Source organism: Streptomyces sp. NPDC007901 (assembly GCF_042959465.1).
GTDB lineage: Bacteria > Actinomycetota > Actinomycetes > Streptomycetales > Streptomycetaceae > Streptomyces.
On record NZ_JBIBKW010000004.1, the window covers coordinates 517,773 to 540,799 of the forward strand.

22 protein-coding genes are annotated in these 23,027 nt (G+C 72.3%); 14 read left to right on the forward strand and 8 right to left on the reverse strand.

What is annotated here, in order from left to right; genetic code table 11:
* Positions 1 to 2: 2 nt before the first annotated feature.
* Together ACFZDK_RS16985 and ACFZDK_RS16990 are read left to right on the forward strand one after the other, a co-directional pair.
* The gene (locus ACFZDK_RS16985; protein ID WP_390973187.1) at positions 3 to 1,619 is read left to right on the forward strand and encodes an FAD-dependent oxidoreductase; all 1,617 of its coding nucleotides are present in this window, start codon (positions 3 to 5) and stop codon (positions 1,617 to 1,619) included.
* Positions 1,620 to 1,766: 147 nt separating this feature from the next.
* Positions 1,767 to 2,249, forward strand: coding sequence for a hypothetical protein (locus ACFZDK_RS16990; RefSeq protein WP_390973189.1), 483 nt, complete (start codon positions 1,767 to 1,769; stop codon positions 2,247 to 2,249).
* On the opposite strand, the gene mtnK is transcribed toward ACFZDK_RS16990, so the two are convergent.
* The 4 genes from mtnK to ACFZDK_RS17010 are packed head-to-tail and all read right to left on the reverse strand — an operon-like array spanning position 2,246 to position 7,100.
* A complete protein-coding gene (gene mtnK / locus ACFZDK_RS16995) occupies positions 2,246 to 3,409 on the reverse strand; it encodes an S-methyl-5-thioribose kinase (protein WP_390973191.1) in 1,164 nt (387 codons plus the stop codon). The genes ACFZDK_RS16990 and mtnK overlap by 4 nt on opposite strands.
* Positions 3,410 to 3,423: 14 nt before the next feature.
* Positions 3,424 to 4,455 (reverse strand): ABC transporter permease, encoded by a 1,032-nt coding sequence (locus ACFZDK_RS17000; protein ID WP_390973193.1) that lies wholly within the window; start codon positions 4,453 to 4,455, stop codon positions 3,424 to 3,426.
* 37 nt (positions 4,456 to 4,492) lie between these two features.
* Positions 4,493 to 6,016 (reverse strand): ATP-binding cassette domain-containing protein, encoded by a 1,524-nt coding sequence (locus tag ACFZDK_RS17005; RefSeq protein ID WP_390973195.1) that lies wholly within the window; start codon positions 6,014 to 6,016, stop codon positions 4,493 to 4,495.
* Positions 6,003 to 7,100, reverse strand: coding sequence for a substrate-binding domain-containing protein (locus ACFZDK_RS17010; RefSeq protein WP_390973197.1), 1,098 nt, complete (start codon positions 7,098 to 7,100; stop codon positions 6,003 to 6,005). Before ACFZDK_RS17010 ends, ACFZDK_RS17005 begins: the two co-directional genes overlap by 14 nt.
* A 530-nt stretch (positions 7,101 to 7,630) precedes the next feature.
* Here ACFZDK_RS17010 and ACFZDK_RS17015 point away from each other — a divergent pair.
* Genes ACFZDK_RS17015 through mtnB form a run of 3 tightly spaced genes read left to right on the forward strand, consistent with a single transcriptional unit; the run spans position 7,631 to position 9,551 of the window.
* The gene (locus ACFZDK_RS17015) at positions 7,631 to 8,230 is read left to right on the forward strand and encodes an acireductone dioxygenase (RefSeq protein ID WP_390973198.1); all 600 of its coding nucleotides are present in this window, start codon (positions 7,631 to 7,633) and stop codon (positions 8,228 to 8,230) included.
* Positions 8,227 to 8,946: an acireductone synthase gene (mtnC, locus tag ACFZDK_RS17020; RefSeq protein ID WP_390973200.1), complete on the forward strand. Its 720-nt coding sequence runs from the start codon at positions 8,227 to 8,229 to the stop codon at positions 8,944 to 8,946. Before ACFZDK_RS17015 ends, mtnC begins: the two co-directional genes overlap by 4 nt.
* On the forward strand, positions 8,943 to 9,551 hold the full coding sequence (mtnB, locus tag ACFZDK_RS17025) for a methylthioribulose 1-phosphate dehydratase (protein WP_390973202.1): 609 nt from the start codon (positions 8,943 to 8,945) through the stop codon (positions 9,549 to 9,551). Before mtnC ends, mtnB begins: the two co-directional genes overlap by 4 nt.
* A 68-nt stretch (positions 9,552 to 9,619) precedes the next feature.
* Here mtnB and mtnA read toward each other — a convergent pair whose 3' ends face one another.
* Entirely contained in the window at positions 9,620 to 10,651 is a 1,032-nt protein-coding gene (mtnA, locus tag ACFZDK_RS17030) for an S-methyl-5-thioribose-1-phosphate isomerase (protein ID WP_390973204.1), read from the reverse strand.
* A 328-nt stretch (positions 10,652 to 10,979) separates the two neighbouring features.
* On the opposite strand from mtnA, the gene ACFZDK_RS17035 reads away from it, so the two are divergent.
* The 9 genes from ACFZDK_RS17035 to ACFZDK_RS17075 all read left to right on the forward strand — a co-directional run bounded on the left by ACFZDK_RS17035 (position 10,980) and on the right by ACFZDK_RS17075 (position 19,875).
* Positions 10,980 to 12,032 carry a BMP family ABC transporter substrate-binding protein gene (locus tag ACFZDK_RS17035; RefSeq protein ID WP_390973205.1) on the forward strand — a complete coding sequence of 351 codons (1,053 nt, stop codon included), beginning with the start codon at positions 10,980 to 10,982 and terminating at the stop codon, positions 12,030 to 12,032.
* Positions 12,013 to 13,539 (forward strand): ATP-binding cassette domain-containing protein, encoded by a 1,527-nt coding sequence (locus ACFZDK_RS17040; protein WP_390973207.1) that lies wholly within the window; start codon positions 12,013 to 12,015, stop codon positions 13,537 to 13,539. The genes ACFZDK_RS17035 and ACFZDK_RS17040 overlap by 20 nt, the downstream gene beginning before the upstream one ends.
* A 1-nt stretch (position 13,540) precedes the next feature.
* Positions 13,541 to 14,590, forward strand: a complete 1,050-nt coding sequence (locus tag ACFZDK_RS17045) for an ABC transporter permease (RefSeq protein WP_390973209.1) — start codon at positions 13,541 to 13,543, stop codon at positions 14,588 to 14,590.
* Complete coding sequence (locus ACFZDK_RS17050) at positions 14,590 to 15,456, forward strand: ABC transporter permease (protein WP_390973210.1); 867 nt, start codon at positions 14,590 to 14,592, stop codon at positions 15,454 to 15,456. The genes ACFZDK_RS17045 and ACFZDK_RS17050 overlap by 1 nt, the downstream gene beginning before the upstream one ends.
* The gene (locus ACFZDK_RS17055) at positions 15,453 to 16,205 is read left to right on the forward strand and encodes a nucleoside phosphorylase (protein WP_390973212.1); all 753 of its coding nucleotides are present in this window, start codon (positions 15,453 to 15,455) and stop codon (positions 16,203 to 16,205) included. The genes ACFZDK_RS17050 and ACFZDK_RS17055 overlap by 4 nt, the downstream gene beginning before the upstream one ends.
* A complete protein-coding gene (locus ACFZDK_RS17060) occupies positions 16,202 to 17,497 on the forward strand; it encodes an amidohydrolase family protein (protein WP_390973214.1) in 1,296 nt (431 codons plus the stop codon). Before ACFZDK_RS17055 ends, ACFZDK_RS17060 begins: the two co-directional genes overlap by 4 nt.
* Before the next feature lie 77 nt (positions 17,498 to 17,574).
* Positions 17,575 to 18,246 carry an FCD domain-containing protein gene (locus ACFZDK_RS17065; RefSeq protein WP_390973216.1) on the forward strand — a complete coding sequence of 224 codons (672 nt, stop codon included), beginning with the start codon at positions 17,575 to 17,577 and terminating at the stop codon, positions 18,244 to 18,246.
* A gap of 172 nt (positions 18,247 to 18,418) precedes the next feature.
* Positions 18,419 to 19,480: a PAC2 family protein gene (locus ACFZDK_RS17070; protein ID WP_390973217.1), complete on the forward strand. Its 1,062-nt coding sequence runs from the start codon at positions 18,419 to 18,421 to the stop codon at positions 19,478 to 19,480.
* Positions 19,481 to 19,740: 260 nt separating this feature from the next.
* Positions 19,741 to 19,875 (forward strand): hypothetical protein, encoded by a 135-nt coding sequence (locus tag ACFZDK_RS17075; RefSeq protein ID WP_390973218.1) that lies wholly within the window; start codon positions 19,741 to 19,743, stop codon positions 19,873 to 19,875.
* A gap of 457 nt (positions 19,876 to 20,332) precedes the next feature.
* On the opposite strand, the gene mshC is transcribed toward ACFZDK_RS17075, so the two are convergent.
* From mshC to ACFZDK_RS17090, 3 genes are all read right to left on the reverse strand, one after another.
* On the reverse strand, positions 20,333 to 21,562 hold the full coding sequence (gene mshC / locus ACFZDK_RS17080) for a cysteine--1-D-myo-inosityl 2-amino-2-deoxy-alpha-D-glucopyranoside ligase (protein WP_390973220.1): 1,230 nt from the start codon (positions 21,560 to 21,562) through the stop codon (positions 20,333 to 20,335).
* Positions 21,563 to 21,655: 93 nt separating this feature from the next.
* Positions 21,656 to 22,471: an SCO1664 family protein gene (locus ACFZDK_RS17085; RefSeq protein ID WP_390973221.1), complete on the reverse strand. Its 816-nt coding sequence runs from the start codon at positions 22,469 to 22,471 to the stop codon at positions 21,656 to 21,658.
* On the reverse strand, positions 22,435 to 23,025 hold the full coding sequence (locus ACFZDK_RS17090; RefSeq protein ID WP_390973223.1) for a DUF3090 family protein: 591 nt from the start codon (positions 23,023 to 23,025) through the stop codon (positions 22,435 to 22,437). The genes ACFZDK_RS17085 and ACFZDK_RS17090 overlap by 37 nt, the downstream gene beginning before the upstream one ends.
* Positions 23,026 to 23,027 lie beyond the last annotated feature (2 nt).

The window sequence follows — 23,027 nt, forward strand, 5'->3', positions numbered from 1 at the left end:
ACATGACCAGTCAGTCCACCCTGCAGTCCGTGCCTGCCCTGGGGACGCACCCGGCCTCCGGCTCCAACCCGAGCCGGGCCGAGACCAGGGAGCAGCTCTCCAAGGCGTCGTACGACCTTCTCGTGATCGGCGGCGGCATCCTGGGCATCTCCACCGCCTGGCACGCCGCGCAGTCCGGTCTGCGGGTGGCACTGGTCGACGCCGGCGACTTCGCCGGCGCCACCTCCTCCGCCTCCTCCAAGCTCCTCCACGGCGGTCTGCGCTACCTGCAGACCGGCGCGGTGAAGCTGGTGGCGGAGAACCACTTCGAGCGCCGTGCGGTCTCCCGCCAGGTGGCCCCCCACCTGGCGAACCCGCTCACGTTCTACCTCCCCGTGTACAAGGGCGGTCCGCACGGCGCCGCGAAGCTCGGGGCGGGCGTCTTCGCCTACTCCGCGCTCTCCGCGTTCGGCGACGGAGTGGGGCACCTGCTGAGCCCGGCGAAGGCCGCGCAGGACGTGCCCGAGCTGCGCACCGAGAACCTCAAGGCCGTGGCCGTGTACGGCGACGACCAGATGAACGACGCCCGCATGGCGCTGATGACGGTCCGCGCGGCCGTCGAGGCGGGCGCGGTCGTCCTCAACCACGCCCAGGTCACCGGCCTGCGCTTCACCAAGGGCCGGGTGACCGGTGCCGACCTGAAGGACGCGCTCTCCGGTGAGGAGTTCGGCGTCAACGCCCGCCTGGTGCTCAACGCGACCGGCCCCTGGGTCGACCACCTGCGCAAGATGGAGGACCCGAACGCGGCCCCCTCCATCCGCCTGTCCAAGGGCGCGCACCTGGTCCTGAAGCGGACGGCGCCGTGGAAGGCCGCGCTCGCCACCCCCATCGACAAGTACCGCATCACCTTCGCCCTCCCCTGGGAGGACATGCTCCTGCTCGGCACCACCGACGAGGAGTACGAGGGCGACCCGGCGGACGTCTCCGTCACCGAGAAGGACATAGCCCAGATCCTGGACGAGGCCGCGTTCTCCGTCCGGGACCAGCAGCTCCGGCGCGACCTGATCACCTACGCCTTCGCCGGCCTGCGCGTGCTGCCGGGCGGCCCCGGCAGCACCGCCAAGGCCAAGCGGGAGACCGTGGTCACCGAGGGCCGGGGCGGCATGCTGTCCGTCGCGGGCGGCAAGTGGACCACCTTCCGGCACATCGGCCGCACCGTGATGCAGAAGCTGGAGGCGCTGCCGGGCCACCCGCTCGGCGACGACTTCGAGCCCATCGCCTCGCTGCCGAAGAAGCTGCCGCTGCCCGGTGTCGCCAACCCCCGCGCGGTCGCCCACCGCCTGCTGGTGGACAACCCGGCGCCCGGCCCGCGCATGGCCGCCGACACCGCCAAGCACCTGGCCACCCACTACGGTTCGCTGGCCTTCGACATCGCCCGGATCGCCAACGAGCACCCGGAGCTGGCCGAGCGCGTCCACGCGGACGCCCCGGAGATCTGGGCGCAGGTCGTCTGGGCCCGCGACCACGAGTGGGCCGAGACCGCGGACGACGTGCTGCGCCGCCGTACCACCCTGACGATCCGCGGCCTGGCCTCGGACGACGTCAGGGCCAAGGTCCAGGACCTGCTCGACAAGAAGTGACGAGCAGCAGCGAGAAGCAGCGCGAGACAGGCGGTGTGCCGGGTCACCCCTGACCGGCCCGGCACCCGCTGACGTCCCCGCCCCCGCCGTACCGGGGGCGGGCGACACAAGGGGCGGCTCCCATCCCCTAGGGAGCCGCCCTTTCGCATGCGTATGTCCTTGCATGCGTATGCCCTCGCCCCCTGCCCGGGGAATCTCCTCGACGGCTTCGACGAACTGGCCCGGCCCGCCTACGGGGAGGCGGTACGACGGCTCAACGTCACACGCACCCACCCACCACCCCCACCGGGCGACTGGGGCGGGCCGGTGGACGTCGGTACCCAGCTGTGGCTGCCGCTCGGCACGGCCGCGGTGGCCCTGAGTGCGTGGGGCCGGCCGGCCGTCGCCCGGGGCTGGCTCGCGGTGACGGGACGGCTGCCCTGGCGGCTGATGGCGTTCCTGGAGGACGCCCACCGGCGGGGTGTGCTGCGGCAGTCCGGGGCGTACTTCGACTTCCGGCATCTGCGGCTGCAGTCGTATCTCGCGAACGAGACCGCCGACGTCTCCCGTGAGGTCTTTCCCGCCGGACCGCCCGGGCCGCGCGAGGCGGCCGGCGGGCCGGTCCGGGAGCGGGGCGGCAGGCCCGGCTAGCCGACGAGGTCCCGGACCGCGTCGGGAGACGTCAACTCGGCGCGTCGCACGATCAGTTCGCGCCCGAGCAGCAGGGCGCGCCGGGAGGCCGGGGCCGGGTCCGGCAGGGTCGTCAGGTCGGTGAGGTGGGCGAAGCCGATGATGCGGCGGACGATCTCGGTGCCGGCGAAGCCCAGCGACTCCGTCCAGACCCGGCGCAGGAAGCGGTCCAGGTAGGCGTCGTCGAAGAAGGTGTCCACGCGGGTCGGCCACAGCCCGCGGAACGTGGTCTCGAACGCCTCCCAGGACAGCCGGAGTTGGTCGGCGTGGTCGGACAGCGTGCCCAGGGCGCGGGCGCGTTCCTCCGAGACCAGGGCATTGGCCCAGTACAGGCCGAGGTCGAAGCCGATGGGGCCGACGAAGGAGAACTCGGGGTCGAAGACCCGGACGACGGGGGCGCCCGCGCGCTCGCCGACCATGATGCTGCCGGTGTGCAGGTCGCCGTGGAGAAGGGCCTGGGCGCTGGTCATGAAGGTGTGGCGGAGGTCGGCGACCTCGGTGCGCAGACGGGCGTCGGCACGGAACTCGGCTGCGAGGTCGTCGAGTTCGGCCAGCCAGTGGTTGTGCTCGTGCTCGACGTAGGGCTCGGAGAGGACGACGTCCTCGGTGATCTCGCAGAGTTCCGGGTTGACCGAGGCGGCGATCAGGGCCTTGCGTTCGGCCGAGGGCAGGCCGAAGTCGCTGGTCGCGAAGGAGAGCTGGGCCACCAGTTCGCCGATCCGGGGGGAGGTGACCGGGCCGTACGCGGCGCCCTCGTTGAGGACCGTGCGCAGCACCTCCAGGTCGGAGAGGTCCTCCATGACCAGGGCGTGGTTCTCGGGGTCGTAGCCGTGGATCGCGGGGACGGTGTCGGGCGCGACCTTGGCGAGCTGCTCGTAGGCGCGGGCCTCGGCGTCGGAGCGGTCGGGGCTCAGCGGCCAGGACGGACCGGCCACCCGCACCCACGGCAGCGCCTGCTTCAGGGCGAGGCCGCGGGTGCCGGCCCGGTTCGAGGCGAGGAAGACGCGGTTGACGTTGCCGTCGGAGACCTCGCGGACCTCGATGTCGGCCGGGTCGTCCCAGTGGCCGCGCTCGCGCAGGTAGGCCGGGATGTCGGCGGTCTCCAGGATGCGGTAGCCCATCGTCTCGAACTTCCTTATGCGGTGCGGCGCTTGGACAGGGTGAAGCTGAAGACCAGGGCGAGGATGAGGACGGCGCCCTCGACCACGTCCTGGGTGTAGTACGGCAGGCCCTTGATGGTCAGGCCCGTGGTGATGATGCCGATCAGGACGGCGCCGAGGGCGGTTCCCCACACGTTCGGGCGACCCCTGCCGAGCACGGAGGTGCCGACGAGGGCGACCGCCACCGCCTCCAGGAGCTGGGAGGTGCCGGCCGAGACGTCGCCCTGGCCGATCCGGGAGGCCAGGATCAGTCCGCCGACGGAGGCGAGGACGCCGGACAGGACGTAGGCCAGGGCGCGGTAGCCGCCGACGCGGATGCCGGCCAGGCGGGCGGCCTCGGGGTTGGCGCCGATGGCGTAGAGGACCCGGCCCCAGCGGGTGCGGGCCAGGAACACCCAGGCGGCGACCGTGAGGCCGCCGAAGATCAGCACGGAGACGGGGATGCCGAGGACCGTGCCGCGGTCGATGCGCAGGAACCCGGCGGTGAACCTGCCGGGGGCGGTCGTGCCGTCGGACTCGGTCATGCCCGGGGTGATGGACTGGCCGTCGACCAGGATGAGTTTGCCGCCCTGGATGACGAACATGGTGCCCAGGGTGGCCAGCATGTCCGGGATCCTCAGTACGACGATGAGCAGCGCGTTGAGCAGACCGGCCAGGGCGCCCGCCGCGAGGACGGCGAGGATGGCGACCGTGCCGACCTGGTTCTGGATCACCATGGTCTGGGCGGCGACGGAGACCCCGAGTCCGGCGACCGCGCCGACGGACATGTCCATCCCGCCGACGGCCATGGTGAGGGTGACGCCGAGGCCGAGGATCGCGGCGACGGAGACATAGCGCAGGGTGTCGAGGAGGGTCGCCGACTCGCGGAACGAGCCCTCGGTCAGGGCGAAGTACGCGAAGAGCGCGACCGTCACGACGATGAAGCCGTACTTGATGACGGCGTCCTGGACGCGCACGGCGTTCGCGGGCCGGGCCGGGCTCTCGGTGCCCCGGGTGATCGTGGTCATGGGTGCTGCTTCCTTCGGCGGCCGGGTGTCGGAGGGACTAGACGGACACGGCGATGGTCTGGATCACGCGGTCGCGCTCCGCGTCCTCGCCGTACGCGTCGAGGTGGATCTCGCCGGCCGCGAGGACGACGACCCGGTCGGCGACCTCCAGCACCTCGTCGACGTCGGCGGACAGGACGAGCACGGCGGCGCCCTCGGCGGCCAGGGCGCGAGCCCGGCGGCCGATGTCCCGGCGGGCGCCGATGTCCACGCCTCGGAACGGTTCGTCCAGGACGAGGACGCGGGGGGTCTTCGCGAGCCAGCGGCCGACGACGACCTTCTGCTGGTTGCCGCCGGAGAGTTCCTCGATCGCGCTGTGCTCGTCGCGGGCCACGACCCCGAGGGCCTCGACGGTGTCCCGGCCGAGGGCGTCCTCGCGTGGGCGGCTCACCAGACCGGCCCGGGAGAGGGACCTGAGGAACGGCAGGGAGATGTTCTGGGCCAGTGACCAGCCGGGGACGAGAGCGTCGGTGTGCCGGTCCTCGGGGACCAGGTGGACGCCGGCCCGGATGGCGTCGGCGGGGCGGCGGGGCGCGTAGGCCCTGCCGTCCAGTTCGACGGTGCCGGTGCGGAAGGGTTCGGCGCCGAAGAGGCCGCGGGCCAGCTCGGTCTTGCCCGCGCCCAGCAGGCCCACGACGCCGGTGACCTCGCCGCCGCGCAGGTCGAGGTCGAGCGGGGCGCGGCCGTCGAGGAGCCGGACGCCGCGCAGGGCGAGGACGACCTCGCCCTGCTCCCCCTCGCGGGCCGGGCGGGCCGTCCTGGCCTCGTGGGCCTGGGCCAGCATCGCGCGCAGGGCGCTGTCCCAGTCGAAGGGCTTTGCCTGGTCGTCGGTGAGACGGCCGTCCCGCAGGACGACCAGCCGGTCGGCGAGGGCGTCGATCTCGCCGAGGCGGTGGGAGACGTAGAGCACGGCGATGCCGTCGTCGCGCAGCTTCCCGACGAGGGCGAAGAGCCGCTCGGCCTCGGCGGCCGACAGGGCGGAGGTGGGCTCGTCGAGGACGAGCAGGCGGGGGCGGGTGGCCAGGGCGCGGGCCAGGATCAGCAACTGCCGGTCGGAGATGCCGAGTTCGGTGACGTCCTGGCGGAGGACCGGATCGGGCCAGTCCAGGCCGAGGCCGGCCTGGATCTCACGGGCGCGGGCCAGGGTGCGGGCGCCGCTGAGGAAGGGGTTGCCGCGCTGCTGGGCCAGCTCCTCGAAGACCAGGTTCTCCGCGACCGTGAGGCCGGGGACGATGCCCTCGCCGATGCGCTGGTGCACCGTCTGGATGCCCAGCCGGCGTGCGGCCAGCGGCGACTGGAGAGCCACGGGCTCCCCCGCGACCCGCACCTCGCCCCCGTGGTCCGTGTGCACGCCGGACAGGATCTTGATCAGGGTGGACTTTCCGGCGCCGTTCGCGCCGAGCAGCGCGACCACGCTGCCCGGGGCGATGTCCAGCGAGACGGACGCCAGGACCGTCTTGCCGCCGAAAGCCATGCTCACGTCCCGCAGAGCGACCGCGGGAGTGGTGTCAGTGGGCGACATTGGGGATCCAGTCCGCGGTGCTGACCTGGGAGAGGTTCAGCGCGGGCAGGGCGGTGCGCAGCTGGTCCATGTTCTCGATCTTGTTCTTGAGCAGGAAGTCGCGGGTGATGGCGACGGCCGGGAACTCGACGGACGTCTTGTTCAGTTGGCCGGCCAGTTCCAGCGCGGTGGTGCGGACCACGGCGGCGCCGACGGCGGACGGGTCGGTGCCGGCGGTGGCGACCCACGGGCTGTCGGTGGCGGTCATGTTCTGGATGTCGGCGTTGGAGACGTCCGCGCCGAAGACCTTCACCTTGTCCTGGAGCTTCTTGTTCTGCACGGCGAGGACGGTGCCCTTGGCGAGCTCGTCGTACGGCGCGAAGACACCGGTCACGTCGGAGTGCTGGGTGAGCGCGGCGGAGACCAGGGGAACGTTGTCGGTGGCGGTGGAGTCCGTCACCTTGCCGACCTTGAACTCCTGCGTCCACCCGTTGGACGTGAGCGCCTTCTGCCAGACCGTGTTGCGCTTGTCGAGGGCGGCGTAGCCGGCCACGTTGACGTACCCGACCTTGGTGTTCCTGCCGACCGTCTTGGCCATCACGTCGAGGACGGCCTGGGCCATGCTGGCGTCGTCCTGTTCGGTGCTGACGACGGACTTGTTCGTCTGGTCGACGTCGTAGACGACGACCTTGATGCCCTTCTTCACCGCCTGGTCGATCTCCGGCTGGATGGTGGCCGGGAAGCCGTGGTCGACGATGATCGCCTGCGCGCCGGAGTTGATGGCGGAGGAGAGGTCGGTGGCCTGCTTGGCGTTGTCGGCCTGGGCGTCGTACACGGTCAGGTCGATGCCGAGGGCCTTGGCCTGCGCCTTGGCGCCGTTGCCCCACTGCTCGAAGTAGTCGCCGGCACCGCTCTGCCGGACCAGGGCGACCTTCACCGTGCCCTTGCTGAAGGGGGCCGGCTTCTTGCCGGTGGCGGCGGAGGCCGAGGCCGCGGTGGTGCCGGTGCTCTTCGAGGCGTCCGTGGACTGCGAGCAGCCGGCGAGGAGGAGGGCGGAGACGGAGGCCAGCGAGAGCGCGGCAAGGGGCAGACGGACACGGGACATGACGGGGCTCCAGGTGCAAGGGGGTGGTGCAGAGAGGGAAGGAGGGTGCTTGAACCGGAGCTGGGCAGGGCGGACGCCGGCCACACGGAGAGGGCGGGCACGCGCCGGGACAGGGCGCGTCGAGGCTCCGGGAGAGGTCAGCGACAGCTGGCCGTGGTCGACCGGAGCAGGTCCACGTACAGCCGCCGCACGAGCAGCAGCGTCTTCATACGCAGATCATGAGAACGGTTTCAGCCACCCGTCAAATGATGTGGAAGCGTTTTCTCGACATGTGGGACAACGACTACGTCACACCTGGTCGTCCCGGTAGGTGGCGTTACCATCACGGGACCGGCACCCGCCCCGCCCCAGTGAGGCCCTGATGACGACCGCACGCGTAACAGCGCAGCGCATGCCCCGCATGCACCGCTGTACCCGCGCGCTGTGTCGCGCCTGACCACTGCCCCGCGAGCCGTCCACCTGCTCTTTCCCTTCCGTCCGCTACCGTCTCGGTATCCGGACATCCCTTCCTCTTCCCTGGAGTTGCCGCCATGACGCTGCTGACGACCTGGGCCGAGTCCGGCCCCGACACCGTGGTGCGCCGTACCTCGGCCCCCGCCGAGATCGCCGCGGCGCTCAAGCCGCTGGGCGTGCGCTACGAGCAGTGGCCGATCCGTGAGGACGTCCCGTCCGACGCGGACAGCGAGACCGTGTTCGCCGCGTACGGCCCCGAGATCGACAAGCTCAACGCCGAGGAGGGCTTCACCACGGTCGACGTACTGGGTCTGCACCCCAGCGACGACCCCGAGTACCCGGTGAAGGCGAAGGCCGCGCGCGAGAAGTTCCTCCAGGAGCACACGCACGACGACGATGACGAGGTCCGGTTCTTCGTCTCCGGCTCCGGCATCTTCTATCTGCACGTCAACGGCGAAGTGCACGCCGTCTACTGCGAGAAGGGCGACCTGCTGGGCGTGCCGCGCGGCACCACACACTGGTTCGACATGGGCACGAAGCCGTCGTTCACCGCGATCCGGTTCTTCCACGAGGAGGACGGCTGGATCGGCAACTTCACGGGGTCGCCGATCTCGGCCCGGTTCCCGGACTACGACACGATCACGGCGGGGTACGCGGCCGACAAGGGTGCGGTGTGACATACCACTATGACGTGGACGCCGTGGTGCTCGACATCGAGGGCACCACGAGCGCCACGGGGTTCGTGGTGGACGTGCTGTACCCGTACTCGCGCTCGCGTTTCGCAGCGCTGCTCACGGAGCGGAGCGGTGATCCGGACGTGGTGCGGGCGGTGGCCCAGGTTCGGGAGCTGACGGGCGATCCGGAGGCCGACGCGACGGCCGTCGAGAAGACCCTCAACGCCTGGCTGGACGAGGACCGCAAGGCCACGCCCCTGAAGACCCTTCAGGGCCTCATCTGGGCGGAGGGCTTCGCCCGCGGCGACCTGGTCTCGCACTTCTACCCCGACGTCGTCCCGGCGCTGCGCGCCTGGCACGCGGCCGGACCGCGCCTGTACGTCTACTCGTCCGGCTCGGTGGCGGCCCAGCGGGCGTGGTTCTCGGCCACCCCGGAGGGCGATCTGCTGCCCCTGCTGTCCGGGCTGTACGACACGGAGAACGCGGGGCCCAAGCAGGAGGCGGAGTCGTACCGCCGGATCGCCGAGTCGGCCGGGATCGCCCCGGACCGGCTCCTCTTCCTCTCCGACCGGCCCGCCGAGCTGGACGCGGCCCGGGCGGCCGGATGGCACGCCGTGGGGATTCGACGCCCCGGAGAGCCGTACTACGAGCAAGGCGTCGGCGACCACGCGCAGGCGGGGACGTTCGACGAGATCACCGTTTCGAGGAGCACCACGTGACCGCCGACATCACCGCCCGCGACCTGGAGGCGGCGGGCGCGGTGCTCGCCGCCGAGTCCGCCCGGTTCGCCGACTTCGGCTGGATGCGGGGCACGTCCGGCAACCTGTCGGTCGTCCTGTCCCGCGACCCGCTGCGCCTCGCGGTCACTGCGAGCGGCCACGACAAGGGCGAACTGACGCCCGCGGACGTGGTGCTGGTCGACGGGGCGGGGGCCGCCGTACAGGGCGGAAAGCCGTCCGCGGAGGCCGAACTGCACGCGCGCGTGGCGGCCCTGACCGGGGCCGGCGCGGTAGTGCACGTCCACACGGTGGCCTCCGTCGCCATGGGCCACCGCCACCCGGGCGGCATCGTCTTCAAGGACCTGGAGATGCTCAAGGGCGTCGGCCAGCCCGCCCACGACGTCGAGGTGACCCTGCCGGTCATCGCCAACAGCCAGGACATGAAGGAACTCGGCGACCGCCTGGAAGCCGCCCGCAACCCGCGGATGCCGGCGGTGGTCGTGGCCGGCCACGGCCTCTACGTCTGGGGCGAGACCCCCCGCCAGGCCCGCCACCACACCGAAGTGGTGGAGTGGCTGCTGGAGCTGGAACTCACCGCGAAGTAGCCGAGGACACAAGTCAGGGGCCGACGGACATTCCGCCGGCCCCTCGCCGTCGTGGGCCCCCCGGCCGCCTACCGCAGCCTGTCCCCCGGCAGTTCGCCCGCCGAGATCTCCAGGACGCCTCGCTCGGTGACCAGGCCCGTGATGAGTCGGCCGGGGGTGACGTCGAAGGCGGGGTTGTGGCCGCGGGACTCCGTGGGGGCCGTGCGGTGGCCGGCCCACTCCAGTACCTCGGTCTCCGAGCGGAGTTCGATGTGGATGTCGGCGCCGGTGGCGGTGGCGAGGTCGACCGTGGTGGTGGGTGCGGCGACGAGGAACGGGATGCCCGCGTCGGCGCAGGCGAGGGCGACGCCCACGGTGCCGACCTTGTTGGCGGTGTCGCCGTTGGCCGCGATGCGGTCGGCGCCGACGATCGCCGCGTCTATCTCGCCGCGCAGGATCGTGCCGGCGGCGGCCCCGTCGGCCTGGACGTAGTGCGGTATGCCCTCCTGCACCAACTCCCAGGCGGTGAGCCGGGATCCCTGGAGGAGGGGACGCGTCTCGTCGGCGTACACGACCTCCACGCTGCCGCGGGAGTGCAGTTCGCGGATGACGCCGAGTGCCGTGCCCCAACCCGCCGTCGCCAGCGCGCCGGTGTTGCAGTGGGTGAGGATGCGCAGGGGGCGGTCCTCGCCGACCTTCTTCAGCAGCCACTCGGCACCGTGCACACCCATCGCGCGGTTCGCCGCGACGTCCTCGCGCTGGATCGCCGCGGCCTCCGCGAGAACCGCGTCGAGTCCCTCGGCGAACCGGGTCATCACCCGGTCCACGCAGACCATCAGGTTGACGGCGGTGGGGCGCGCCTCGCGGACGCGGGCGACGGCCGCGCGGACCTCCGCCTCGGTCCAGCCCTCGCGCTCGCCCTGGAGCAGCGCGAGCGCGACGCCGTAGCCGCCGGCCGCGCCGATCGCGGGGGCACCCCGCACCACGAGCCGTTGGACGGCATCGACCAGGGTGTCCACATCGTGGACATGGAGGGTCTCCGTGCGCTGCGGGAGCAGGGTCTGGTCGATGAGCGCGAGACCGGTTCCGGTCCACTCGACGGCGCGCAGTTCCTGAGACATAACGGGACACTCCTGATGTTCCGATGGTGTCCGACACCGTACATGACCTCGAAGAACCACAGTTCGAGACGGCAGGACGGGTGGCCGGAAACGGGTGTTACAGTCCAGCACCTGCATTCCACAGGCCGACACCCGCATCCCGCAGGCCGAGACGACGGAGGAGGAACCGTGCTGCTCATCAAACGCCGTTTCCTCGACTTCGGTCGCTGCGCCGGCGACGGCTGTCGACGCTGACTCTCCCCCTCAGCGTCCTCTTCACCACCTCACCTCACGCGCTCCAACGGCGGAGCGCGTCTCGCCGTACCCGGAAGGTCCCCGGAGGGTCCCCATGCGCCGCAGACACCGCCGCTCCCTGCAACTCGCCGCCGCCGCCGCGCTCCTGGCCACCGCCGCCACCGCCTGCAACGCGGCGGCCAAGAGCGAGACCGCGGACAGCGCCTCGGGCGCGTCCGGGAAGTCGTTCACGCTGGTCACTCCGGACGCCGTCGGCCAGAACGAGTTCCTCAAGCTCGCGGTCACCGGCATCAAGGACGCGGCGAAGGCGCACGGCGGCTCGCAGAAGGTGTACGAGTCCACCGACACCGCCTCGCAACAGCAGAACGTGCAGGCCGCCGTGGCCGCTGCGCCGGACGTGATCGTGCTCGTCGGCTTCGAGTTCGCCGACCTGGTCGCCCAGCAGGCCAAGGCCCACCCGAAGCAGCAGTTCCTGATGATCGACGCCTGCACGACCAAGACGTATCAGAACGTCAGCTGCGCGGTCTTCCGGGAGCACGAGGGTGTTTACCTGGCGGGCGCCGAGGCGGGGCTGCTCAGCAAGTCCGGCAAGGTCGGCGCGGTCGACGTGCTCGACACGCCCCAGTTCCGCCGCTACAGCGACCCGTTCGCGGCCGGTGCCAGGAAGGTGGCCGCCAAGACGCAGACGTCCACCCGCTTCGTCGGCGGCCAGTCGCCGTTCGACGACTCGGCGCGCGCCAAGGAGCAGGCCGACTCGCTGCTCGCCAAGGGCACCGACCAGATCATGGCGGCGGCCGCGGCCGGCAACTACGGCGTCTTCGAGGCGGCCAAGGCCAAGGGCGCCTTCGCGTACGGCGTCGACGTCAACCAGTGCCCCTCCTCCCCCGGCACGGTCGTCGACAATGTGATCAAGCGCACGGACGTCGCCGTCGAGAAGGGCATCGACGCGGTCCTCGGCGGCAAGGCCGGCACCACCGTGTCGTACGGCCTCAAGGAGGGCGGCATCAGCCTCACCGGTCTTGAGGCCGGGGTCGACTCGTCGAAGTGCGTGATAGCCCAGCACAAGGACGTCCTCACCAAGGTCGAGGCGCTGCGCGACCAGATCGTCGCCGGGAAGCTGACGGTCGATGACCCCGCCGCAGGCTGACCCCGCGGTCGCCGTCGAGCTCCGGGGAATCACCAAGCGGTTCCCCGGCACGCTCGCCAACGACTCCGTCGACCTCACCGTCCACCGGGGCGAGATCCACGCGCTGATGGGCGAGAACGGCGCGGGCAAGTCCACGCTGATGGCGGTCCTTTACGGCATGGAGCGTCCGGATGCCGGGACGGTCCGGGTCGACGGGCGAGAGGTGGACTTCGCCGGGCCGTCCGGTGCCATGGCCGCCGGACTGGGCATGGTCCACCAGAGTTTCCAGCTGTTCGACTCGCTGACGGTCGCCGAGAACGTCGTCTACGCCGCCGAGCCGCGCCGTTTCGGCCTGGTGGACCGGGCCGCCGCCCGCCGCCGGGTGGCTGAACTCGCCGCCGAGCACGGGCTCGCCGTCGATCCCGACGCCCGGGTCGGCGACCTGCCCGTCGGGCTGCGGCAGCGGGTGGAGATCCTCAAGCTGCTGCACCGGGGCGCCCGGACGCTGATCCTCGACGAGCCGACGGCGGTCCTCACGCCGGCCGAGGCGGACGCGCTGTTCGCGGTGCTGAAGTCGCTGGCCGCCGAGGGCCGTTCGGTGATTCTTGTCACGCACAAACTGCGCGAGGTGCTGGAGGGCAGCGACCGGGTGACCGTGCTGCGCGACGGCCGGGTGGTCGCCCGGCTGGTGACCGCCGAGACCTCCGCCGACGAGATCGCCGCCGCGATGACCGGCCGGGCGGTGGAGCTGGACCGGATCCATGAGCCGGGCACGCCCGGTGAGGTCGTCCTCGACGTGCGGGGCCTGGCCACCGACGGCGTACGGGACGTCGGTCTCACCGTCCGGGCCGGGGAGATCGTCGGCATCGCGGGCGTCGCGGGCAACGGGCAGAGCGAGCTGGTCCAGGCGCTGGCCGGGCTGCGGCCCGCCACCGGCGGCACGGTCACTCTCGGGGGCGAGGACATCACCCACGCCTCGGCCGCCGAACGCCGGGCGAAGGGGCTCGCCTACGTCCCCGAGGACCGGCACGCGGTCGGTACGGCACCGTCCGCCTCGGTCGCCGACAACCTCGCGATGGGCCACCACCGTACGAGCCTGTCCGCCCGGGGGCTGCTGCCGCCGCCCGCCGTCCGCGCCCACGCGGGCCGGCTGATCGAGCGGTTCGGCATCAAGGCGGCGAGCCCGGAGGTACCCGCGTCCGCGCTCTCCGGCGGCAATCTGCAGAAGCTGCTGATCGGCCGCGAACTCGCCCACGAGGCCCCGCTGCTGCTCGTCGAGCAGCCGACGCGCGGGGTCGACATCGGCGCCGTCCAGAACATCCACGACCAGCTGATCGCCAGTCGCGACGCCGGCCACGCCATCCTGCTGATCTCGGCCGAACTGAGCGAGATCCGCGGGCTCGCGGACCGGGTGCTGGTCATGTACGAGGGCCGGATCACGGCGTCGTACCCGAAACACGAGGCCGACGAGCGCTCCCTGGGGCTTGCCATGGCGGGCGGCCGGGAGCCGGCGGAGGCCGCGGACTGACATGAACTCCCCTGTGTACGAACGGATAGCGGGGGCCGTGCGCTCCCCCGTCACCTTCTCGGTGCTGGCCGGAGTGGTCATCGGCGCCCTCTTCCTGCTCGGCACCGGCGCCGACCCGGTCACCGCGTACGGCGCCGTCCTCACCGGCGCGCTCGGCGCCGACGGCATCGGCTCGACGCTGTCCACCGGCACCAGCGTGCTCGGCATGGCACTGGCGCTGGCGATCCCGCTGCGCGCCGGGCTGATCAACCTGGGCGGCGACGGGCAGCTGGTGCTCGGCGGCATCACGGCCGCCGTGACCGGCCTGTACGTGCCGGTGCCGGCCCCGCTCGCCGTCGTACTGGCGCTGCTCGCGGGCATGGCGGCCGGCGCCGGCTACGCGGCCCTGGCCGCCCTCTGCGAGAACTACCTCGGCGTTCCGCTGCTGGTCAGCAGCCTGCTGCTGAGCTATCCGGCGGTGTCGCTGGCCTCCTATCTGGCCCGCTACCCGCTCAAGGAGCCCGGCTCCAGCCTGCCCCAGACCCGGGCGCTCGACGACGGCGTGGCGCTGCCCGCGTTCGGCGACTCGACGGTGACCGTCGGGCTGCTGCTGGTGCTGGCGGCCGCCGCCACGTACTGGTTCACGGACCGGCGCACGGCCTTCGGCTACGAGATCCGGATGACCGGTCTCAACCCCCGCTTCTCCGCGTACGCGGGCGTCGAACGCCGTGGTCTGACGCTGAGGTTGATGGCGGTGTCGGGTGCGCTGTCCGGACTCGTGGGCGCCATCGGGGTGTTGAGCTTCCCGTACCGTTTCGTGGACGGGTCGCTGACCGCACCCGGCTACACCTGGACGGGGCTGACGGCCGCGCTGCTCGCCGCCGCGGCCCCGTTCGGCACGGTGATCGCCGCGTTCTTCTTCGCCGTCCTCCAGGTCGGCGGCCTCGCGATGGAGCGGACCACCGAGGTGCCGCGTGAGCTGACGCAGGTGCTGCAGGCGATCGTGATCGTGTTCCTGGCGGCCCGACTCCGGTTCCCCGGCCGCCTGTTCCGGAAGCGGGAGGCCACCTGATGTTCCTCGACTCCGATCTCTGGATGTCGGCGCTGCGCGCGCTGACCCCGATCCTGCTGGCCGCGCTGGGCGGTGCCCTGTGCGAGCGGGCCGGTGTGTTCAACATCGGCCTCGAGGGCATGATGCTGCTCGGCTGCTTCACCTCGGTGGCGACCAGCTGGTTCACCGGCAGTGCCTGGCTGGGCGTGCTGGCCGCCGCCCTCGCCGCGGCCGCCTACTCGCTGATCCTGGCCGTGGGCGCGGTGACCCTGAAGGGCGACGCGGTGGTCCTCGGCATCGCGATGAACCTGCTGGCGGTGGGTCTGACGAGTTTCCTGCTGCGTACCGTCTTCGGCGTGCAGGGCACCTTCGACGATCCGTCCCTCGCCGGGCTGCCGCTCATCGGGGGCCTCACACCGCTCGCCTATCTGGCGTTCGCGGCGGTGGCCGTGGCCGCGGTGCTGCTGTCCCGCCATGTGTGGGGGCTGCGGCTGCGCGGGGTCGGCGAGGCGCCCCGGGCGGCGGCCTCGCTCGGGGTGAGCCCGGTGAAGTACCAGTACGGCGCGGTGCTGGCCTCGGGTGTGCTGTGCGGGCTCGCGGGAGCCCAACTCGCGCTGGGCAACGTCACCTTGTTCTCCGAGAACATGACGGCGGGGCGCGGCTGGATCGCCGCCGTCGCCGTGCTGCTCGGGCGGGCCGCGCCGCTCGGTGTGCTGGCCGCCGCGCTGCTGTTCGGGCTCGCCGAGGCGGCCGGCTTCCGCCTCCAGGGCCTCGGGCTGCCGCAGCAGGCGACCGACGCCGCGCCGTACGTCGTCACGCTCGGCGCCCTCTTCCTCTCGACGGCCCGCCGCCGTCGCCGTACCCCCTCTTCCGGAGCTGTCGCATGACGCAGGACCAGCTGCCCATCACCCGAATACCGCGCACGGGGCTGCCGGCGCACGCGATCGTGGTCGGGGACCCGGCGCGGGCGGCGGCGGTGGCCGCGCTGCTCGACGGCGCGGAGGAGGTGTCGTACCACCGCGAGTACCGGGTGTTCAGCGGGAGTTGGAAGGGGCTGCCGGTGGCCGTCGCCTCGCACGGGGTGGGCGCGCCGGGGGCGATCCTGCTGTTCCAGGAGCTGGCCGACGCGGGCGTGCGGACCTTTGTGCGGTTCGGTACGGCGGGGGCGATGAAGCCGGGGATCGGCGACGGCGACCTGGTCATCGCGGAGGCGGCGGTGCGGGACGACGGGGTGACGCAGCAGCTGCTGCCGCCGGAGTATCCGGCGTACTCCGCCCCCGAGGCGGTGTTCGCGCTGCAGCGGGCGGCGCGCGCGGCGGGCGCCCCGCACCACCGAGGCGTGGTGTGGACGCGGGCGGCCTTCCAGCCGGGGCTGCTGCCGCTGTTCTCGTACCAGGGGGCCGGTCTTGCCGCGATCGAGATGGAGTTGTCCGCGCTGCTGGTGACGGCGTCGCTGCGCGGTCTGGTCGCGGGCGGGGTGCTGGTCGTCGACGGGGCCAACGCCGACGAGCTGGTCGACGAGACGGCGACCGGCGGCTACAACCCGCACCGCGATGTCGTCGCGGCCGGGGTCGAGCGCGGTGCGCTGGTGTCCCTGGAGGCGCTGCGGCTGCTGGCGGAGGAGAACCCGGCGTGAGCATCGACCTGTTGGTGCGGGGCGGGGACGTCCTCACCGTGGACGAGGGTTCGACCGTCGTACGGGACGGGGCGGTCGCCGTGCACGAGGGGAGGATCGTGGCCGTGGGGGCGGCCGGGGAACTCGCCGAGCGGTACCCGGCCCGCGAGACGATCGACGCCGAGGGCTGTCTGGTGCTGCCCGGACTCGTCAACGCGCACACCCACCTCGCCATGACCCTGCTGCGCGGCCGGGCCGACGACGTCACCCTCCAGGGCTTCCTGGAGCGGGTGCTGACGTGGGAGGCCGAGCTGCTGGCGCCGAAGAACGTGGCGGCGGCCGTCCGGCTGGCGGTCGCCGAGAGCGTACGGGCGGGGGTCACCTCGGCGCTGGACATGTACTGGTTCCACGAGGCGGCCGAGGCGGCGGCCCGGGAGGCGGGCTGGCGGCTGCACACCGGGCCCACCTTCATGGACGTACCGGAGCCGCCCGACGGCCTCGCCCACGAGGAGCGGCTCACCTGGGCGCGGCGGGACCTGGAGGCGCGCGGGGACGCCCGGCCCGGGCACCGGCCGGTGGTGTTCGCGCACTCCGCCTACACCCTCTCCCCCGCCCAGCTGACCGAGGTCTTCGCGCTGGCCCGGGAGTTCGGGGCGCTGGTGCACATCCACGCGGCCGAGAACGCCACCGAGGTGGCGACCGTGGAGGTCAAGCACGGCAGGCGGCCGGTGGAGCTGCTGGACTCGCTGGGGCTGCTCGGCCCCGACGTGCTGCTCGCCCACGCCGTCGACCTGACCGGGCGGGAGATCGCGGCCCTGGCCCGCACCGGGACGGCGGTCGCCCACTGCCCGGTGTCGAACCTGAAGCTGGGCTGCGGGATCGCGCCGGTGCCCCGGCTGCTGGGCGCCGGGGTCACCGTGGGGCTCGGCACCGACGGGGCGGTCAGCTCCAACTCGCTCGACGTGCTGGGTGCGGTGCGGCAGGCGGCGCTGGTGCACAAGGCGGGCGGCGACCCCACGGCGGTCGGCGCCGAGCAGGCCGTGCGGATGGCGACGATCGAGGGGGCGCGGGCGCTCGGACTCGGTGACCAGCTGGGGTCGCTCGAAGTCGGCAAGCGGGCCGATCTGATCGTGGTCGATCTCGACGCGCCGCATCTGCGGCCCCTGCACGACCCGTGGTCCACGCTGGCGTACGCGGCGCACTCGGCGGACGTGCGGGACACCGTGGTCGACGGGCGGGTGCTGATGCGCGGCCGTGAGCTGCTCACCCTGGACGAGCGGGCCGTCCTGGACGAGTTGGCGGCAGCACTGTGAGAACGTTCCGGCCACGGCCTGACCAGGTCGCATAATGGGGCTGAGACATCGGATGTCTGAGCGACAGGGAGGCCGGTATGGCAGTCACCGATGAGGCGATCGAGAAGATCAAGGACATGATCGTCTCCGGTGCGCTGCGCCCGGGGGACCGGTTGCCCAAGGAGAGCGAGCTCGCCTCCGAACTCGGCCTGTCCCGCAACTCGCTCCGGGAGGCGGTGCGGGCCCTGTCGCTGATCCGGATCCTGGACGTACGGCAGGGCGACGGCACGTATGTGACCAGCCTGGACCCGCAGTTGCTGCTCGAGGCGATGAGCTTCGTCGTCGACTTCCACCGCGACGACACCGTCCTGGAGTTCCTCGCGGTGCGCCGGATCCTGGAGCCCGCCGCGACCGCGATGGCGGCCTCCCGGATCAGCGAGCAGCAACTGGACGCGCTCGCCGCCCAGCTGGACGCGCTCGGCGGCGCGCCCTCGGTGGAGGAACTGGTCGCCTGCGACCTGGAGTTCCACCGGGGCATCGTGCAGAGCTCCGGGAACTCGGTGCTGTGCTCGCTCCTCGACGGCCTCTCCGGGCCGACCACCAGGGCGCGGATCTGGCGCGGCCTGACCCAGGAGGACGCGGTCGCCCGGACCCTGCGCGAGCACCGGGCGATCCTGGCCGCGCTGCGGGACCGGGACTCGGAAGCGGCCCGCTCCTGGGCGACCGTGCACATCGCGAGCGTGGAGCAGTGGCTGCGCAGCAGTCTGTGAAGCCCGGTGAAGTCCGGTGAAGCGCTTTCCGGCTTCCTGAAACCGGGGGTGTTCGAGGGCCGCGAACGGGGCAGTGATCCGTTCACTCCCCCGTGCAAGGGGGCTGCGGGCGCCCCCGCCCGACGCCGTAAGGTTGGGGCGTACGCGAGGGCACGTCGGAAGGAGGCACTGGGTGATCGAGCTGGAGGGGGTTCCCGAGCTGATCGACCCAGTCATGGTGGCCGCGTTCGAAGGCTGGAACGATGCCGGCGACGCCGCCTCCACCGCGGTCGCGCATCTGGAGCGGGAGTGGAAGGGCGAGGTGTTCGCGGCACTCGACGCCGAGGACTACTACGACTTCCAGGTGAACCGCCCCACGGTGTGGATGGACGCGGGCGTGCGCAAGATCACCTGGCCGACGACACGGCTGTCGGTGGTCCGGGTCGGCGGCGAGAAGCCGCGGGACCTGGTGCTGGTCAGAGGCATCGAGCCGTCCATGCGCTGGCGCTCGTTCTGCAACGAGCTGCTCGGGTTCGCCCATGAGCTGGGCGTCGAGCTGGTGGTCGTCCTGGGCGCCCTGCTCGGTGACACCCCGCACACGCGTCCGGTGCCGGTCAGCGGAGTGACCTCCGATGCGGACCTGGCCCAGCGGATGGACCTGGAGGAGACCAAGTACGAGGGCCCGACGGGCATCGTCGGCGTCCTCCAGGAAGCCTGCACGCACGCGGGCGTCCCCGCGGTCTCGCTCTGGGCCGCGGTCCCGCACTACGTCTCCCAGCCGCCCAACCCCAAGGCCACCCTGGCCCTGCTCAACCGCCTGGAGGACCTGCTCGACCTGCGGATCCCGCTGGGCGAGCTCCCCGAGGACGCGCGCGCCTGGCAGGTCGGCGTGGACCAGCTGGCGGCCGAGGACAGCGAGGTCGCCGAGTACGTGCAGACGCTGGAGGAGGCCCGGGACACCGCCGAGCTGCCGGAGGCGTCGGGCGAGGCGATCGCCCGTGAGTTCGAGCGCTATCTGCGACGGCGGGACGGCGGCGCACCGGGCAGCCCGCCCGGCGGTCACGCCACGGCGGACGGCAGCGACAGCACGTCCTACCTGCGGGACAGCCCGAGCGGCCGGACCCGGCCGCCCCGCCCGCCGAAGCCCGACACGCCCGGCGCCGCGGGCAATGCCGGGGATTCCGGCGACTCCGGGGATGCCGGCGAGGCCGGTGCCTCCGACGGTCCGGACGGCGAGGACACCTCCGAGGACTGAATCCGACGGCGGAGTCCGAGGACTGAACAGGGGCGGTACGCGTGACGCGTACCGCCCCTTCTTCGTGTCGTGGCTCAGGCGTCGACCGCGGTGACGGAGTACGTCGTGTCGCCGGAACACCCCGGTGCGCCCGTCGGGCGAGCGCGAAGACGTCGATCGCGTTCTGCTGGTTCTGTACGACGTACAGCGTGCGGCCGAGGAGCAGCAGGCCGGCCCCGGCCTGGACGACGAGGGGCGCGGAGCCGTCGGGGGAGCGGGCGATGCCGTTCGCGTTGATCGCGCCGTCGGCCGACTGCGCCCAGTCGCCGGTCAGCGGCAGCCGTACGACGTCGGCGGCGCGCGGGGTCAGCACGACGTCGTTGGCGAAGGTGGGGGTGGCGGCGGCGAGGGGGTAGGTGGCCAGGGTCTCGCCACTGCGGGCGTCGACGACGCGGGCGCCGTCGCCGCGCGCGGCGACGAACAGGCGTCCACGGGGGTCGAGTTTGAGGCCGACGGCGGGGGTGCCGGGGCCGGTGGAGATCACCTTGCCGGTGCCGGTGCGGAGGTCGGCGCGATGCCCTCCGGTTGCCGGCCGTTGGGGAGGGCTATGGAGGTGGGTGCAGCCGCTCGGGCGTGGGGGCGGATACCAAGGCACCGAAGGTGAGCAGTCGGCGTCGGCTTAAGGGTGGGGCACGTGGGGGCTTCCGTCCGGTCGGTCAACTGACCGGTGTAGCCCATCACATGCTTCGACAGTTGGGGCGTGTGCGTGGTGTGACACCTGCGGGTGAGTTGTGGTTGAGCGCGCTCACGCGGCGAAGCCGTACATTCACACAGCCCCGCGCCCCTTTGGGACGCGGGGGTGCTGGCGTTCGCTTACAAGGCCACGCCCAGCAAGGCGTCCACCGCTCGCGATACGACGCCCGGTGCGCCCGTGTCCGTGCCGCCCTCCGACTGCTGGAGGGTTGCCCAGCGGTCCACGGCCGCCAAGGCCGCCGGGGCGTCCAGGTCGTTGGAGAGGGCCTCGCGGATCTCCTCCACCAGGGGCTCGGCGGGCGGGCCGTCGGGGCGGGAGACGGCGGCGCGCCAGTGGTCGAGGCGGGTGACGGCGTCGGCCAGGACCTGGTCGGTCCACTCCCAGTCGCTGCGGTAGTGGTGGGAGAGGAGGGCGAGGCGGATGGCCGCCGGGTCGACGCCGTCGTGACGGAGCCGGGAGACGAAGACCAGGTTGCCCTTGGACTTGGACATCTTCTCGCCGTCGAGTCCGACCATGCCGGCGTGGACGTACGCCTTGGCCATCGGGAACTCGCCGGTGAGCACCTGGGCGTGCGAGGCGCCCATCTCGTGGTGCGGGAAGGCCAGGTCGGAGCCGCCGCCCTGGACGTCGAAGGTCATGCCGAGGTGGTCGAGGGCGATGGCCACGCACTCGATGTGCCAGCCGGGGCGGCCGCGGCCGAGGGAGCCGCCGTCCCAGCTGGGCTCGCCCTCGCGGGCCGCCATCCACAGCATCGGGTCGACGGGGTTCTTCTTGCCGGGGCGGTCCGGGTCGCCGCCGCGTTCGGCGGAGAGCAGCCGCATGGCGGCCGCGTCCAGGTTGGAGACCTTGCCGAAGTGGGGGTCGGACTCGACGGAGAAGTAGATGTCGCCGTCGAGCTCGTAGGCGGCGCCGAGGTCGCGGAGCCGTTCGACCAGCGGCACGATGCCGGGTATGGCCTCGACCGCGCCTATGTAGTGCCGCGGCGGCAGCATCCGGAGGGCGGTCATGTCCTCGCGGAAGAGGGTGGTCTCCTTCTCGGCGAGGGCGACCCAGTCGACGCCGTCCCGCTCCGCGCGCTCCAGCAGCGGGTCGTCGACGTCCGTCACGTTCTGGACGTAGTGCACCTGCCGCTTGGTGTCGAGCCACACGCGCTGAACGAGGTCGAACGCGTTGTAGGTCGCCGCGTGCCCCATGTGGGTCGCGTCGTACGGCGTGATGCCGCAGACATAGATACGGGCGACGGGACCGGGGTCAAGGGTGACCAGACCGCCGGTCGCGGTGTCGTGGATCCTCAGGTCGCGGCCCTGACCAGGCAGGGCGGGGACCTCGGAAGCGGGCCAGGCATGCATGTACATGAGCGTAACCGGACCCGAGTTCGGTATACGAACCGGGCCAGGCCAGATGACCGGGAAGGCACTCTTGATCTTGCGCGGGAGATGTGCCTAGACGGGCGGCCAGGGGATGGCGGGCCACTCCCCGCTCGGTTCCGGGTGCTTCCCCGCCGTGAGCAGGGCGTCGACCCGCGCGCGGGTGGCGTCCAGCTCGGCCGTGGTGATCAGCTCGGCCAGCCGGGTGCCCAGTTCCCCGCCCAGGGCCGTACGCAGCCCTTCGAGGACCTCGACGGCGTCGGCGGCCAGCGGCTCGCCCGCCCAGCCCCACAGCAGGGTGCGCAGCTTGTTGTCGACGTTGAAGGTGACGCCGTGGTCGATGCCGTAGAGCCGGCCGTCGGCGGTGGGCAGCAGATGGCCGCCCTTGCGGTCGGCGTTGTTGATCACGGCGTCCAGGACGGCGAGCCGGCGCAGCCGCTCGTCGTCGGCGTGCACGAGCAGCGCGGTCTTCCCCTCGCCGACGTCGGCGAACCCGATGGCCTTCCAGCCGGGCTCCGGCTCCTCGGCGTCCACCAGGGCGAGCAGGTCGGCGGCGTCGGGGGCGACCTCGATCCAGAGCTGGACCATGCCCTCGCCGTACGGGCCGTCGCGCAGCACGGTGGGCGGGACCAGGTCCCAGCCGGTGGCGCGGGCGACCTCGTAGGCGGCGACCTCGCGCTGGGCGAGGGTGCCGTCGGGGAAGTCCCACAGCGGGCGCTCCCCGGCGACCGGCTTGTAGACGCAGGACGCCTCCTCGCCGTCGTGCGCGACCGTGCAGAACAGCGCCGCGTTGGAGGCGTCGCGGATGCGGCCGCGCACCTTCAGCTCACCGTGGGCGAGCAGCTCGGCGGCGGTCACGCTCCGCGGCGGTATCCGTTCTGGCGCGGACATACGTGTCCTTCCGGGTCGAGCGGGAGGCTGCACAGCGGGCACGGCGGCCGCCCGGCGTTGACGACGTCCAGGGCGCGCTTGCAGAAGGCTCTGGCCTGCGCGCCGGTCAGCCGGACCCGCAGCATCGGGGGCCCGTTCTCCTCGTCCTGGAGGAGCCGTTCCTCGGCCTCGGCGAGGTCCTCCTCGGAGTCGGCGTCCAGCTCCACGAGGGCCTGGGCCTCGACGATCATGCGCTCTTCCTCGCCGTCCCAGGCGAGCGCCATGGTGCCGACCCGGAACTCCTCCTCGACAGGGGTTTCGAGGGGAGCGCTGTCGCTGATCTCGGTGGGCGCGACGGCGGGCACGGCCGCGTTGCCGCCGCTGCGGCGCACGACCTCGTCGAGCAGTTCGTCCATGCGTTCGGCGAGCGCGGCGACCTGGGTCTTCTCCAGGGCCACGCTGGTCGTCCGGGGGCCGGCCGTGGCCTGGAGGAAGAACGTACGGCGTCCGGGCAGTCCCACCGTGCCCGCGACGAAGCGGTCCGGCGGATCGTAGAGGAACACCTGACGGGACACGT

Excerpts from the sequence above, each read along its gene's own strand:
- ACFZDK_RS16985 (WP_390973187.1), top strand. The coding sequence starts at position 3 with ATGACCAGTCAGTCCACCCTGCAGTCCGTGCCTGCCCTGGGGACGCAC.
- ACFZDK_RS16990 (WP_390973189.1), top strand. The coding sequence starts at position 1,767 with ATGCGTATGTCCTTGCATGCGTATGCCCTCGCCCCCTGCCCGGGGAAT.
- mtnK (WP_390973191.1), bottom strand. The coding sequence starts at position 3,409 with ATGGGCTACCGCATCCTGGAGACCGCCGACATCCCGGCCTACCTGCGC.
- ACFZDK_RS17000 (WP_390973193.1), bottom strand. The coding sequence starts at position 4,455 with ATGACCACGATCACCCGGGGCACCGAGAGCCCGGCCCGGCCCGCGAAC.
- ACFZDK_RS17005 (WP_390973195.1), bottom strand. The coding sequence starts at position 6,016 with ATGTCGCCCACTGACACCACTCCCGCGGTCGCTCTGCGGGACGTGAGC.
- ACFZDK_RS17010 (WP_390973197.1), bottom strand. The coding sequence starts at position 7,100 with ATGTCCCGTGTCCGTCTGCCCCTTGCCGCGCTCTCGCTGGCCTCCGTC.
- ACFZDK_RS17015 (WP_390973198.1), top strand. The coding sequence starts at position 7,631 with ATGACGCTGCTGACGACCTGGGCCGAGTCCGGCCCCGACACCGTGGTG.
- mtnA (WP_390973204.1), bottom strand. The coding sequence starts at position 10,651 with ATGTCTCAGGAACTGCGCGCCGTCGAGTGGACCGGAACCGGTCTCGCG.
- ACFZDK_RS17035 (WP_390973205.1), top strand. The coding sequence starts at position 10,980 with ATGCGCCGCAGACACCGCCGCTCCCTGCAACTCGCCGCCGCCGCCGCG.
- ACFZDK_RS17040 (WP_390973207.1), top strand. The coding sequence starts at position 12,013 with ATGACCCCGCCGCAGGCTGACCCCGCGGTCGCCGTCGAGCTCCGGGGA.
- ACFZDK_RS17045 (WP_390973209.1), top strand. The coding sequence starts at position 13,541 with ATGAACTCCCCTGTGTACGAACGGATAGCGGGGGCCGTGCGCTCCCCC.
- ACFZDK_RS17050 (WP_390973210.1), top strand. The coding sequence starts at position 14,590 with ATGTTCCTCGACTCCGATCTCTGGATGTCGGCGCTGCGCGCGCTGACC.
- ACFZDK_RS17055 (WP_390973212.1), top strand. The coding sequence starts at position 15,453 with ATGACGCAGGACCAGCTGCCCATCACCCGAATACCGCGCACGGGGCTG.
- ACFZDK_RS17065 (WP_390973216.1), top strand. The coding sequence starts at position 17,575 with ATGGCAGTCACCGATGAGGCGATCGAGAAGATCAAGGACATGATCGTC.
- ACFZDK_RS17075 (WP_390973218.1), top strand. The coding sequence starts at position 19,741 with ATGCCGTTCGCGTTGATCGCGCCGTCGGCCGACTGCGCCCAGTCGCCG.
- mshC (WP_390973220.1), bottom strand. The coding sequence starts at position 21,562 with ATGCATGCCTGGCCCGCTTCCGAGGTCCCCGCCCTGCCTGGTCAGGGC.
- ACFZDK_RS17085 (WP_390973221.1), bottom strand. The coding sequence starts at position 22,471 with ATGTCCGCGCCAGAACGGATACCGCCGCGGAGCGTGACCGCCGCCGAG.